A 13,215-nucleotide genomic window follows, 5' to 3' on the forward strand; every position below is an offset into this window, starting at 1 on the left:
TAGGGGCTCAGGCGAAGGCCGGCAGGCTGGCCATCTTGCCGCGGCAATAGACCAGCGGGCTTGGCGCCTGCTCCGGGACGATCAGGTTCTTCACCGCGCCGACCATGATGGCGTGGTCGCCACCTTCATATTCGCGCCACAGTTCGCACTCGATGATCGCCGTGGCGTTGGCCAGCAACGGATTGCCCAGCGCGCTGAGGGTCCACTCGATGCCTTGGGCCTTGTCCTTGCCTTTTTTCGCGAAGGCATAGGCCTCGGCCTGTTGCTGGCCGGAGAGCAGGTGGATGGCGAAGCGCTTGTTGCGGATCAGCACGGGGTAGGAATCGGAACTGTAGTTGGGGCAGAACAGCACCAGCGGCGGGTCCATGGACAGGGAGCTGAAGGCACTGGCGGTGAGGCCGACCACCTGGCCGTCGTCGTCTAGGGTGGTGATCACCGTAACGCCGGATGGGAAGGAGCCCAGAACGTTCTTGTAGACGGTGGCGTCGATCATGGCATGGTCCTCGGAATGCAGCGGTTTTGTCCGCGTTTTTATCGTTGATGTGTCTGATGGTATACCGTAATACCTATTTTGCAAGGGGAATTTTCCGCCCCGGACGAACGCGACGATTCTGGTTGAGGCCCAATGATTACGGGACTTTCTTGCTAATAAGGGAGGAAGGGGAGCAGGCAAAAAGCAGATCAGTTGGTCGGTAAAAAGGCGAATCAGTGTTGTCAAAATGTTGGAATACCATAATATGGTCTTCAGCTTCGACACCGCTTGCCGCGTGCCGCAAGTGGTTTCCTACAAAGATAAAAACGGAACCTTTCGAGCTTATTGCCCATGTCCCAGCCGTCTTCGCAACACCAGTTGATCGAAAACCATACGGTCGATTACGTACCGCCAGCAGAGCGCCACGGGAAGGCGCGGGATTTGTTCACGCTGTGGTTCAGCACCAATATCGCACCGTTGCCAATCGTTACCGGGGCCATGGTGGTCCAGGTCTTTCACCTCAATCTGTTCTGGGGGCTGATCGCCATTGTCCTCGGGCACCTGCTCGGCGGCATCGTGATCGCCCTGGCCTCGGCCCAGGGGCCGCAGATGGGGATTCCGCAGATGGTCCAGAGCCGCGGTCAGTTCGGGCGCTACGGTGCGCTGCTGATCGTGTTCTTTGCGGCGCTGATCTATGTCGGCTTCTTTATTTCCAACATCGTTCTGGCGGGCAAGTCAATCCATGGCATTGCACCTGCCGTGCCAATGCCGGCGGCGATCATCCTCGGTGCGCTGAGCGCCACCGCCATCGGGGTCATCGGCTACCGCTTCATTCACACCCTCAACCGTATCGGCACCTGGGTCATGGGCTCGGCGCTGCTGGCCGGCTTCATCATGATGTTCGCCCAGGACCTGCCGGCAGACTTCCTCACCCGCGGCAGCTTCAACCTGTCAGGCTGGATCGCCACGGTATCGCTCGGGGTGATCTGGCAGATCAGCTTCTCGCCGTACACCTCCGACTATTCACGCTACCTGCCGCGTGAAGTGGGGATTGCCCGGCCGTTCTGGGCAACGTACTTCGGCGCGACTCTGGGCACCATCCTCTGCTTCAGCTTTGGCGCCATTGCGGTGCTGCTGGTGCCGGAAGGCACCGAGGCGATGGACGCGGTGAAACAGGCCACCGGCTGGATGGGGCCGATCCTGATGGTGCTGTTCCTGCTCAACATCATCAGCCACAACGCCCTGAACCTGTACGGCGCGGTACTTTCCATCGTCACCGCGATCCAGACGTTCGCCAGCACCTGGACGCCCAGCATCAAGGTGCGTGTGGTGCTCTCCGGGGTGATCCTGTTCGGTTGCTGCTTGACGGCGCTGGGTGCCACGGCCGACTTCATCTCGCACTTCATCGGTTTGATTCTGGCGCTGCTGCTGGTGCTGGTGCCGTGGGCGTCGATCAACCTGATCGACTTCTACCTGATCAAGCGCGGCAACTACGACATCGCCTCGATCTTCGCCGCCGACGGGGGCATTTACGGGCGCTGCAATCCGCACGCGATCATCGCCTATGCCTGCGGCATCCTCGTACAGTTGCCGTTTGCCAACACGGCGCTGTATGTCGGGCCGTACGCCAACCTGGTGGAAGGCGCGGACCTGTCGTGGCTGGTGGGATTGCTGGTGACCATTCCGCTGTATTACTGCCTGGCGACTCGTGGGCGGGAACAGGTGCAGGTTGCCGCCTGGCGGACTCAATAAATAAACGCTGCTGCGCAAAAAGCCCCTGGACCGGCGACGGCCCAGGGGCTTTTGCATGGGCGAAGCGTCAGGCGAAGGAGCAGGCCTGCTCAAAGCTCAGGCGTGGCAACCGCAGATACAAGCGGGCGGGGTCGCCATAGCCAAGATTGCACAGGAAGTTGGCGCGTACTCCGGTCCCGGCGAAGAACGTCTGGTCCAGGCGCTCGCCATCGAAGCCCGACATCGGTCCGCAGTCCAGTCCCAGCGCACGGGCCGCCAGCATCAGCCAGGCGCCTTGCAGGCTGCTGTTGCGAAAGGCGGTCAGTTCGGCGATCTGGGGATCCTCGCTGAACATCGCCCGCACATCGGCGTGGGGAAACAGCATGGGCAGCCGCTCCCAGAACGCCACGTCGTAGCCGATGATCGCCGTCACCGGCGCAGCCATGACTTTCTCCACGTTGCCAGGGCTCAGGCACGGCTCCAGGCGTTGCTTGCCTTGCGCCGAGGTCACGAACACCAGCCGCGCCGGCATCCCGTTGACGGCCGTCGGTGCGTAGCGCACCAGTTCCCAGAGCTGGCGCAGCAGCGGCTCGCCCACTTCCCGGGCCAGCCAGCCGTTGTGGCTGCGACCCTGGCGGAACAACAAGTCGAGTCCCTGGTCGTCCAGGGTTTGCAAGTGCCGATGCAGTTGCCCGGCGGTTTCCATCGTCGAATTCATCTTGGGCCTCGCTCGGTTGAGTGGCCGACCCGGTGCGGGCCGGCCAGGGCGTCTCACCAGGGGTTGGCGCCGAAGGTGCGATCGAGGACGCTGACCACCTCGTCCACATGGTCTTTGGTGAAGGTCAGCGGCGGCGAAATGATCAGCTTGTTGACGATGGTGCGGATCATCACGCCCTGGCTCACGCAGCCTTCGGAGATCGCCTGCGGGTAGGCATCCTGCGGGCCGAACGGCTCGCGGGTCTGGCGATCGCGGACCAGTTCGATCGCCAGCATCAGGCCCTTGCCGCGCACGTCGCCGATAGCCCGGTGCCGGTCTTTCAGCTCGTTCAGGCGTTGCAGGAAGTAGTCACCCACGACCCGGGCATTTTCCGCCAGGTTCTCCCGCATCACGATATCGATGGCTGCCAGGCCCGCGGCGCAGGCGACCGGGTGCCCGGAGTAGGTGTAGCCGTGCATGTACACCGAGGTGAATCCGGCGTCGCGGTCCCAGGCGCTGGCCACCCGAGCATTGACCAGGGTGGCGCTCAGTGGCACATAGCCGCTGGAAATGCCCTTGGCCAGGCACATGATGTCCGGCTTCACGCCCCAGCCACGGGCGCCGAACAGCGAGCCGCTGCGGCCAAGCCCGGTAATGACTTCGTCGGCGATCAGCAGCAGGTTGTACTTGTCGGCGATCTGGCGCAGGCGAGGCCAGTACGAGGCCGGCGGCACGATGACCCCGCCAGCGCCCTGGATCGGCTCGGCGATGATCGCCGCCACGGTGTCCGGGCCCTGGATTTCGATCTGCCGCTCCATGAGTTGCGCGCAAATCTGCGCCAGCTCTTCGGGGTCTTCGGTGAAGGGGTTGCGGTACAGGTGCGGGCCTTCGACCTGGAAGAAGCCAGGCATCAGCGGCTCGTAGCTGCTTTTCCAGGCCACGCCGCCGCAGGCCGACATGCCGCCGAAATTCAGGCCATGGTAGCCGTTGTACAGGGAGACGAACTTGAACTTCTGCGGCTGGCCTTCCAGCTTCCAGTACTGGCGAGCGATTTTCAGTGCGGTCTCCACCGCGTCGGAGCCACCGAGGCCGAAAGAGGCTTTGACCATGCCTTCCGGCGCGGCAATTTCCGCCAGGCGGGCGGCCAACGCGATGGCGGGCGCGTTTGTGCTGCCGGGGAACAGCGAGTAATAGGGCAGTTGCTCCATTTGCCGGGTCACCGCCTCGATGATTTCGCGCCGGCCGTAGCCCGCGTTGACGCACCACAGGCCGCCCTGGCAATCGATGAAGCGGCGGCCGTCGATATCGGTGATGTGTACGCCGTCGCCCGACTCGATGATCAACGGCGGGTTGTCGTGCAGCGCTTTGGGGTCTTGCATCGGGTGCATCACGTGCACGGTGTTGTGTTCTTTGAGCCACGCGCTCGAAGGGCTTGTCATGGTCGACTCCAGGTTCATGCGAAAAAGGCAGAGGTGCCGCGTTTGTGCGGCCCTGACTGCGACTCTAGGCAGTGCCGACGTGGGCGTATCTACCCTCAACGGGTGAGGTGCTGGCGCTTGAACCCAGGCCCAGAGGTTCTTTACGGAGTGGCGGGGGTAGTGGGTTTGGGCGTGGGCTTTGGTGCTGTGGTGCTGTTGGCTTATCCATTTGATCTGGCGACGCTGCAGGGGCCGTCAGCCTCGCCACATCGAATGGATAAGCCCACCGCGCCCAACTCAAAACCCAAGCCAAACCCCATAAAAAAACCGCTGACACTACTACCTGCGTCAGCGGTAAAAAACAGTGGCAAGAACGGACTCAGGTACGCTGATAACCGTGCGCAGACCCGAACAGTTGTTCCCGTTCGGACCAGTTGTGCCGGGCATCCCAATGCTGCAGAACGTCCATCGCCTCCTGTTTGAACTGCCGGTCCATCTCTGCGGTGGAGGTGTGCACGCTCAGCTCCAGGCGGTGCCCGGACGGGTCGAAGAAGTAGATCGACTGCAGGAAATCGTCGTGATTGATTGGTCCGATCACCTTGACGCCCTTGGCCAGCAGGTCATCCCGGGCCGCCAGCAGGGTGTCCATGTCTTTCACACGGAACGCGAAGTGCTGGACCCAGCCGGGCGTCTCGGGATCGCGTCCGCTGACCGCGCCAGGATCGTTCGGCAGTTCGAAGAAGGCGATGCAACTGCCGTCTTCCATCTGGAAGAAAATATGGATGTGCGGGCTGTAGGCGCCGGTCGAGGGCACATGGTCCTCGCCCATCGCGTGGATGAAGTCGAGGCCGAGGATGTTGGTGTAGAAGTCCACCGTCTCCTTGGCGTCTTTGCAGCGAAATGCGGCGTGATGAAGGCTTTTGCACAACATGGGCTTGCTCCTTTGCGGGGCTGGGAGGTCAGGCGTTGCTCGGGGCGACTTCCTGGTCGATGGGGCCGAAGACCGAATGGCCCTGGCGGTCGAAATGCTCGATACGCACCCGATCGCCGAACTTGAGTAGCGGCGTGGCAGGCTGGCCATCGCGGATGGTTTCCAGGGCTCGTTGCTCGCCGATGCAGCCGCAGCCGACGCTGTCGTCCTCGTTGGAAACGGTGCCCAGGCCCACCAGGGTGCCGGGCTCGAACGCGCGGGTACGGGCGACGTGGGCGATCATGTGGCCGTAGTGGAAGGGCGTGTCGATGCCCGTTTCTATCGCGCCGAACAGCGTGCCCCGTACCCAGCACTTCATCTTTCCGGACACCAGCCGGCCATCCCACAACTCGCCCAGCTCGTCCGGCGTGACCGCGATCGGACCGAGGCTGGAGGCAGGTTTGCCGGTGAGGAAACCAAAGGTGCGCTTGAGTTCGGCAGGAATCAGCGCGCGCAGCGAGACATCGTTGAGCAGGACGAACAGGTGCACGTGGCGTGTCGCCTGTTCGGCATCGACACCCATTGGCACATCGCCGGTGATGGCAGCAATTTCGGCCTCGAAGTCGATGCCCAGGGCTTCGCTCGGCAGGCGGATCGGATCGTTCCAGGCCATGAAACCGTGGGAGATGCCCTGGTACACCAGCGGCGCCTGGAGCAGGTCGTCCGGCAGGCTTTCACCCCGCGCCTGGCGGTTGCGGCGGATATGACTGAGGTAGCAGGCACCGTCCAGGTATTGATAGCTGCGCGGCAGCGGCGCGGCGAGGCTGTTCAGCTCGAGGTCGAATGCGTTCGCCGCCAGGCCCTGGTTCAGGGCCTGATACAGCGCATCGAGTGCAGGCTGGACCGTCGCCCAGTTGTCCAGGGCGTTTTGCAGGGTCGGGGCGATGGCACCGGCTTCCACGGCGCGGCTGAGGTCGCGGCTGACCACCAACAGTGCGCCATCGCGGCCGGATCGGCGTGAGGCAAGTTTCATGAGTTCTACTCCGTAGTGCGCGCAAGGGTTCCCGGAGCCGGGAACAGTGGGTGCAGGTTGTTGTGGTTGAAGAATGTCTCGGGGTCGAACAGCCCGACTTCCAGTGACAGCGCCACGTAGCGCCGTTGCTGGAGCGGCGCCAGGTGCTGCTTGAGCACCTCGAATACACCTGCAGCGATCTCCCTTCGCAGTTGCGGCGGTCGCGCGGCGCTGAGCTTGAGTTGCGCATGCACGCCGGCGAAGGCCTCCCGTCCATCGGCGAAGCGGTAGTGCTCGATGCGCCGCCCGCGGCTGCGGATACCGCCGGTGGGGAACAGTTGCAGGCCGATCAAGTAGTCGTGGACTTCCGCGAACAGCGGTGCCAGGACCAGCTCGCCTTCAAGGTTGGCGCTGTACTCGACGATGAAATGCGGCACGCTCAGGACGCCTGGATCAGTACGGTCTTGGTTTCCAGGTAGCCGTCCAGTCCTTCCCGGCCCAGGTCGCGGCCAAAGCCGGACTGACGCGTGCCACCTTCCGGCAGCGCCGGGTAGGGGAAGCCTGCGGTGTTCACCGACACCTTGCCGCACTTCAGCCGCGGCAGGACTTGGTGCACCCGGCTCAGGCTCTCGCTCCACAGGCTGGCGGCGAGGCCGTAGCGGCTGTCGTTGGCCAGGGCGATGGCTTCTTCCTGGTCGTCGAAGGGCAGCACCGCCAGTACCGGGCCGAAGATTTCTTCCTGGACCAGGGGATCGCTCTGGCGCACGTCGACCAGCACCGCCGGCGCGACGAAGTAACCCTCGCTGTCGGGGCTCGCGCGGCGGGTCAGGAGGGTCGCGCCGCTGGCCCGGGCCCGGTCGACATAGCCTTGCACCAGCTCGCGCTGCCGGGCATTGATCAGCGGGCCAAGCTGGCTGGCCGGATCCAGGCCGGCGCCGAGGCGCAGGCTGTCGGCGTGCCGGGCGACGCCTTCGGCCACTTGTTCGAAGCACTTGCGCTGTACATACAGGCGCGAGCCGGCGACGCAGATTTGTCCCGAGTTGGTGAAGATCGCATTGGCGGCGCCGGTGATTGCCTTGGGCAGGTCGGCGTCGGCGAACACCAGGGTGGGGGATTTGCCGCCCAGTTCCAGGGTGACTTTCTTCAGCGTCTCGGTGGCCAGCCGGTTGATCTGCTTGCCGGTGGCGGTGGAGCCGGTGAAGGAAATCTTCGCCACCAGCGGGTGGGCCACCAGCGCCTGGCCCGCGTCACGCCCCAGGCCTGTGACGATATTCACCACCCCGGCGGGAATACCGGCTTCGGCGACCAGCCCGGCCAGGGCCAGGGCGGTGAGCGATGCGTCCTCGGCGGGCTTGAGCACCAGGGTGCAGCCCGCCGCCAGCGCGGGCGCCAGCTTCCACACGGCCATCATCAGCGGCACGTTCCACGGCACGATGGCACCGACCACGCCAACCGGCTCGCGACGGGTGTAGCCGAAGAACTGGCTGCCGGGGAACGGCATTTTCACTTCCGGGGTTTCGCCGCAGATCCGCGAAGGCCAGCCGGCCATGTAGCGCATCACGCCTGCGGCGCCGAACACATTGATCCGGGCAAAATCCAGCGGCATGCCGTTGTCGAGGCTTTCCAGTTCGGCAAGGAGGTCGGCGTCCCGTTCGATAAGTCCGGCCAGGCGCAGCAGCAGTGCTTCGCGGGCCAAAGGGGTGAGGTCACCCCCGGCACCGTGGTGAAAGGCGCGGTGAGCGGCCTGGACCGCCGCGTCGATGTCCGCTTCGCTTCCGGCACCGATGGCGCTGAAGGGTTGGGCGCTGGCGGGATCGATCACCGCGAGGGTGGCGGAGGCAGCGTTCCACTGGCCGTCGATGAAGTGACCGTGGCTGCGCTCGATGAACGCGCGGGTCGTGCTGCCCAGCCGGCTGTAGTCGTTGGCGGAAATCGTCATGGGTGTGGCTCCCTGGCCGCTAGCGGCTCGTTGAATACGAGCTGATGCTAGATCGGACGGGGAGGCTGACCCATACCCGTGCAGGGTGACCCCTGTGGGCATGTCTGGGGCGTTGCCGTGTGATTCAGACCGAGCGCCGCTCGCGCGGCGCCCGGTCTCAAGGCGCCAACATCCGCCAACTCTCCGTGAGCTCCCGACCCAATCGCCGCAGCTGGGAACCCTCACTCACTTTGGGGCGAACCGCTCCCACCAGCCGGGCCGGCTGGTTTGCTGTTGATAGGTCTGCACCTGCTCGGCCGCGCTGCCCAGCAGTTGCGCGACGGTCGAGCCGCGTTTGGCAACGTAGTCATCCAGTTCGGCGATGGCCTTTTCCAGCACCCCATAACCACCGGTAAACACCGCCGAGGTCATCTCCGTAGCGCTGGCACCGGCCAGCAGGAAACGCGCGACGTCCAGCCCGGTGCGGGCGCCGTTGGTGGCGATCAGCGGGTAGTCGTCGGCCATGGCCTTGCGGGTCAGCATCAGCCAGCGCGCCGTCAGCGGTAGCGCCCAAGAGCCGCCAATCGCGGCGCTGGTGCCGAGCAGCGGCAGACCGCTGTCCAGGTCCGGCAGGAATCCCATGAAACGGCCCATCATCACCACGCTGTCGGCGCCACCACGCCGCGCCGCCTGGGCCAGGCCGACCACGTCTTCGCTCTGGCCGGTGAGTTTGATCCACAACGGCAAGGTAGTCGCCTGACGGATGCGCCGGACGATCGCTTCGATACGCTCGGCACCGCGTTCCAGGACGATTGCGCCCTTGGCCGCTTCTTCGCCGTGGGGCGCGCCGATGTTCAGTTCCAGTACCCGCAGCCCGGCCTGTTCGATCTGTCGGGCGTAATCCGCGCATTGCTCCAGGTCGCTGAGGATCAGGCTCGGTATCACATACGCGTCGAGGGTGCGGGCGTAGTGGTCGAGCTGGACCAGTTCGTCGAGCCATTCGCCGAAGTCGCGCTGGACCAGGCCCGAACGGCCGAACAGGCTGGCGTCGGCTGGCGGGTTGAAGTCCCAGGGCAGGGGATTCCACTGGGCGTCGAGCAGCACGTAGTCGGTCTTGTCCAGTTGCGCCTTGGCCGCCGCAGATTCGTTGGTGGACTTGGCCACCACCGCGCCGGCGCCGGTGTCCAGCGCGGCACGGATCGCCGCGGCGGTCATGGTCTGTTCACCCGCGCCGCAGATCACCGGGTTTTTCAGGGTGAGCTGGCCGAGGGTGGTGGTCAGTCGGGTCATGGGCGCGCTACTCACAGGTTCATCAGGCGGGCGGCGTTGCCCGAGATCATTTTGCGGATGTCGGCGTCGCTGTATTCCAGGTCCAGAAGCTGGCCGATAACGTTGCGGAAACCGTCGGCGATGCTCGGGTTGCCTTGCTGGCCGAGGTCGGAGCCGAGGATGGTGAGGTCGATGGTGCCGGCCTCGATCACTTCGCGCAGGAAGGTGTCGTCATAGAATTTGAACTTCGAACCCGGCACCCACATGCACATCGAGTGCTCCATGAACACGCCTTCGCGGGCCAGTTGGCGCATGTCGTCGAGGGTGGCATCGACCACGTAGGTCGGGTGGTTGACCAGCAAACGCTTGACCCCGCGATTGCGCGCTTCCTCGAACAGCGGCCAGATTTCGCGGATGTTCAGGTGGCCGGCGGAAAGCACCACGTCCTGGGCGGCAATCAGGTCGAGGATGGCCTTGACCTCTTCCTTGAGCTTGCCGTCATCGTCGAGCACGGTCAGCGGAATGGGCTGCAGCATGCGCTGGGTGGTCTGCGGGAATTTGTCGACGAACTTCACGTCCTGGTGGTGATGGGCGATGTGGTTGGCCGAGGAGAAGGTCGGCATCCACACCAGCTTGGCGCCGAGGTTCAGGCCGTGCTCCACCGCGTGGACGTTGAGGCCGCCCACCGAGTTGTTCAGCGGAACCCCCGACAGCATGTGCACGTTCAGTTCGCTGAAGTGCTTGTTGAGCAGGGTGGTGACCGGCGTGCAGCTGTAATAGTGGTCCTTGAGCAGCACCGCTTTCAGGCCGGCTTCGGAGGCTTCGCGCATGGCTTCGATGTGGTCGCAATAGCGCGGCATCACCGACGGGCCGCTGTGGCAGTGCAGGTCGATGGCGCCGACCAGCAGCTCATTGATGCGGGCCTGGCGTTCGTCGTTGGCGGTGGGGGTGAGAATGGCGTTCATGGGGCAACCTCTTTGTTCTTGTCAGGTGGTGGCTCAGTGAGCGGAACCGCGGAAATGTCGGGCGTGCTGGCTCCAGCCGGCGCGCAGCAGCGCCTGGTCCGAGCCGAGAATGAAAAAGCTCACGCCGCGAGCGGCGAAGCGGTCGAGGTCTTCGAGGCTGGCGACGAAGATGCCGCTGGCCTTGCCGGCGCGCGCGGCGGCGTCGAGCACGCGGTTGACGGCGGCCTCGACCCGGGGATCGTCAAGGCGCTCGGCGCCCAGTGACACGGCGAGGTCGGCGCGCCCCACCAGCAGGCAATCGATCTGCTCGACACTGGCGATGGCGGCGAGGTTGTCCAGCGCTTCGCGGTCTTCGATCTGGGCGACGATCGCGTGGCGGCCGTCTTCGGCGGCGAGGTGTTCGGCCAGGTTGGCGCGGCCGTAGCCGCCGGCTCGGGGCGAATTGGAGAAGCCGCGATTGCCGTCGCGATAGCGGGTGCCTTGCAGTATTTGCCGGGCCTGGCCGGCGTCGATGATGTGCGGCAGCACCAGCCCGTCGGCACCGAGATCGAGGGCTTGCAGCAAGGTCGCCGGACGCGCGTCGGCGACCCGCACCAAGCCACTGACGGACGCCGCGCGACAGGCCAGCAGACCGAGGTCGAGGCTGCCCTGGTCGAAGGGCGCGTGCTCGGCATCGAGCACCACCGCGTCGAGGCCGGCGTCTCCGGCGATCTCCACCACGGCATGGCTGGGTGTCTTGATGAAACTGCTGAGCAGCGGCTCGCCGGCGCGCAGCCGGGTGGCGAAGGTGGCGGTGCTCATGCTGGGACCGCTGCGTCGGCGAACTCGCCGGCCTGGTATTCGATCAGGTGGCGGTAGTCGTCACGGATCGGCGAGAACACATCCAGGTTCATCACCACTTCAGTGCCGAGCGGTTCGGCGTAATGCACCACGTGCGGCGGGATGCGGATCATGCTGCCGGGGCCGCCTTCGACCACTTCGTCGCCGAGGTGAAAACGCACGCGGCCCTGAACGATGATCACCAGTTGTTCAAAGGTGTGACTGTGGGGGAAGACATCCATGCCGGGGCTCAGCCAGTTCATGACGCACAAGGTGTCGTCGCCACGAAAGGCCACCCGTTCCACTCCCTTGCGCACGACTTCCCGTGGCAGGTCATTCCAGTTATGCAGCAGTGCCTGGGCGAGGCTCATCGGCGAATCTCCTTTTTGTTTTCTTTTAGGGGAACAGTGTTTCGCTGTGAGATAAACCTACGCCTGCCGTATCCAGGCGGTCAAGCCCCTTTTTCAACCTTGACAGCAGCTTTTGATCGGCCCTAGGATTGTGTCGTTCAAAAGAACAACATTTCGTTGTAAGAAATATTAGCCTCAAGGAATCCACAGATGCGTGTAATCGAGTCTCTTCTGATTGACGGCCAGTGGTCGGCTGGCACCCATGAGCGCCAGGCGGATGTCTTCAACCCCGCCACTGGCGAGCTGATCGCTCATCTCGGCCTGGCCTCGACAGCCGACCTGGACCGCGCCCTGGCCGCCGCTCAGCGGGGCTTCCAGGTGTGGCGCAAGACCTCGGCCTACGATCGCTCGAAAGTCCTGCGCAAGGCGGCCGATCTGGTGCGCGAGCGCTCGGACGAGATCGCCGCGCTGATTACCCTGGAGCAGGGCAAGCCGCTGGCGGAAGCCAAGATGGAAGCCTTTGGTGCCGGTGACCATATCGACTGGTACGCCGAAGAAGGTCGTCGCGCCTATGGCCGGGTGATCCCGCCGCGTGCCCGCGGTGTTCGGCAAACCGTGCTGCGCGAGCCGATCGGTCCGGTGGCGGCGTTCAGCCCGTGGAACTTCCCGGTCAGCCAGTTGGTGCGCAAGATCGCCGGCGCGCTGGCGGCGGGCTGTTCGATCATCGCCAAGGGTCCGGAAGAAACGCCGTCCTCGTGCATCGAACTGTGCCGCGCGTTCCAGGATGCCGGCGTACCGGCCGGGGTGTTGAACCTGGTGTTCGGCGTGCCAGCGGAGGTATCCGATTACCTGATCCGCTCCGAAGTGATCCGCAAGGTGTCGTTCACCGGCTCCGTGCCGGTCGGTCGCGCCCTCGGTGCGTTGGCCGGCCAGTACCTCAAGCGTTGCACTCTGGAACTGGGCGGGCACGCACCCTTTATTGTTTGTGACGACGTCGATGTCGAGGCTGTGGCGGCGTTGGGCGCTGGTTTGAAATTCCGCAACGGCGGGCAGATCTGCGCCTCGCCGACCCGCTTCTACGTGCAGTCGGCGGTGTACGAGCAGTTTGTCGCGGCCTTCTGCCGGGCCGGCGCCAGCCTGAAGATGGGCGATGGCCAGGACCCGTCCAGCCAGCTTGGCCCGCTGGCCAACCCGCGTCGGGTGGCGGCGGTGCAGGAATACGTGGACGACGCCCTCGCGGTGGGCGCGCAACTGGTGCTGGGCGGCGAAGGGGTCGACGGAAGCGGCTTCTTCTATCCGGCCACGGTGCTGACCGACGTACCGGAAAACGCCCGGGTGATGAGCGAAGAACCCTTCGGCCCGATCGCCTCGATCGTGCGGTTCGACAGCCTTGATGAAGTGATCGAGAAAGCCAACAGCCTGCCGTTCGGCCTGGCGGCGTTTGCCTTCACCCGTTCGATCCAGCGCGCCACGCTGCTGGCCGACGAGCTGGAGTCGGGGATGGTGTCGATCAACCACTTCGGCCTGGCAGCGCCGGAAACGCCGTTTGGCGGGGTGAAGGACAGCGGTTACGGCAGTGAGGGTGGCAGTGAAGGGCTGGATGCCTACTTCACCACCAAGTTCGTCAGCCAGATCGGCTGATCCAGCACACCCC

At 64.5% G+C, this 13,215-nt stretch carries 13 protein-coding genes; 2 read left to right on the top strand and 11 right to left on the bottom strand.

The genetic code is table 11. The annotated features are described in order from the left end of the window. Positions 1 to 7 precede the first annotated feature (7 nt). Complete coding sequence (locus HWV67_RS01890) at positions 8 to 493, bottom strand: flavin reductase family protein (RefSeq protein WP_095157472.1); 486 nt, start codon at positions 491 to 493, stop codon at positions 8 to 10. A gap of 330 nt (positions 494 to 823) precedes the next feature. Here HWV67_RS01890 and HWV67_RS01895 point away from each other — a divergent pair, with 330 nt between their 5' ends. Then, on the top strand, positions 824 to 2,224 hold the full coding sequence (locus tag HWV67_RS01895) for a purine-cytosine permease family protein (RefSeq protein ID WP_175649670.1): 1,401 nt from the start codon (positions 824 to 826) through the stop codon (positions 2,222 to 2,224). A gap of 67 nt (positions 2,225 to 2,291) precedes the next feature. Here HWV67_RS01895 and HWV67_RS01900 read toward each other — a convergent pair whose 3' ends face one another. From HWV67_RS01900 to HWV67_RS01945, 10 genes are all read right to left on the bottom strand, one after another. Beyond that, positions 2,292 to 2,921, bottom strand: a complete 630-nt coding sequence (locus HWV67_RS01900; RefSeq protein ID WP_256679990.1) for a malonic semialdehyde reductase — start codon at positions 2,919 to 2,921, stop codon at positions 2,292 to 2,294. A 53-nt stretch (positions 2,922 to 2,974) separates the two neighbouring features. Continuing rightward, complete coding sequence (locus HWV67_RS01905) at positions 2,975 to 4,339, bottom strand: aminotransferase class III-fold pyridoxal phosphate-dependent enzyme (RefSeq protein WP_175649671.1); 1,365 nt, start codon at positions 4,337 to 4,339, stop codon at positions 2,975 to 2,977. Positions 4,340 to 4,697: 358 nt separating this feature from the next. After that, positions 4,698 to 5,249 carry a VOC family protein gene (locus tag HWV67_RS01910; RefSeq protein WP_175649672.1) on the bottom strand — a complete coding sequence of 184 codons (552 nt, stop codon included), beginning with the start codon at positions 5,247 to 5,249 and terminating at the stop codon, positions 4,698 to 4,700. Positions 5,250 to 5,277: 28 nt separating this feature from the next. Next, positions 5,278 to 6,261 carry a fumarylacetoacetate hydrolase family protein gene (locus tag HWV67_RS01915; RefSeq protein ID WP_175649673.1) on the bottom strand — a complete coding sequence of 328 codons (984 nt, stop codon included), beginning with the start codon at positions 6,259 to 6,261 and terminating at the stop codon, positions 5,278 to 5,280. Positions 6,262 to 6,266: 5 nt separating this feature from the next. Continuing rightward, the gene (locus HWV67_RS01920) at positions 6,267 to 6,677 is read right to left on the bottom strand and encodes a 5-carboxymethyl-2-hydroxymuconate isomerase (protein WP_175649674.1); all 411 of its coding nucleotides are present in this window, start codon (positions 6,675 to 6,677) and stop codon (positions 6,267 to 6,269) included. A 2-nt stretch (positions 6,678 to 6,679) separates the two neighbouring features. After that, positions 6,680 to 8,179 carry an aldehyde dehydrogenase family protein gene (locus HWV67_RS01925; protein ID WP_175649675.1) on the bottom strand — a complete coding sequence of 500 codons (1,500 nt, stop codon included), beginning with the start codon at positions 8,177 to 8,179 and terminating at the stop codon, positions 6,680 to 6,682. 225 nt (positions 8,180 to 8,404) lie between these two features. Further along, a complete protein-coding gene (locus HWV67_RS01930) occupies positions 8,405 to 9,448 on the bottom strand; it encodes a dihydroorotate dehydrogenase (RefSeq protein ID WP_175649676.1) in 1,044 nt (347 codons plus the stop codon). Positions 9,449 to 9,459: 11 nt separating this feature from the next. After that, positions 9,460 to 10,392 (bottom strand): DUF6282 family protein, encoded by a 933-nt coding sequence (locus HWV67_RS01935; protein WP_175649677.1) that lies wholly within the window; start codon positions 10,390 to 10,392, stop codon positions 9,460 to 9,462. Between the two features lie 33 nt (positions 10,393 to 10,425). Beyond that, complete coding sequence (locus tag HWV67_RS01940) at positions 10,426 to 11,193, bottom strand: HpcH/HpaI aldolase family protein (RefSeq protein WP_175649678.1); 768 nt, start codon at positions 11,191 to 11,193, stop codon at positions 10,426 to 10,428. Next, positions 11,190 to 11,582 (bottom strand): cupin domain-containing protein, encoded by a 393-nt coding sequence (locus tag HWV67_RS01945; RefSeq protein ID WP_110969996.1) that lies wholly within the window; start codon positions 11,580 to 11,582, stop codon positions 11,190 to 11,192. Before HWV67_RS01945 ends, HWV67_RS01940 begins: the two co-directional genes overlap by 4 nt. A 189-nt stretch (positions 11,583 to 11,771) precedes the next feature. On the opposite strand from HWV67_RS01945, the gene HWV67_RS01950 reads away from it, so the two are divergent. Further along, positions 11,772 to 13,202 (top strand): NAD-dependent succinate-semialdehyde dehydrogenase, encoded by a 1,431-nt coding sequence (locus HWV67_RS01950; protein WP_175649679.1) that lies wholly within the window; start codon positions 11,772 to 11,774, stop codon positions 13,200 to 13,202. Positions 13,203 to 13,215 lie beyond the last annotated feature (13 nt).

The organism is Pseudomonas sp. Marseille-P9899 (genome assembly GCF_903166565.1).
Taxonomy (GTDB): Bacteria; Pseudomonadota; Gammaproteobacteria; order Pseudomonadales; family Pseudomonadaceae; genus Aquipseudomonas; species Aquipseudomonas huaxiensis.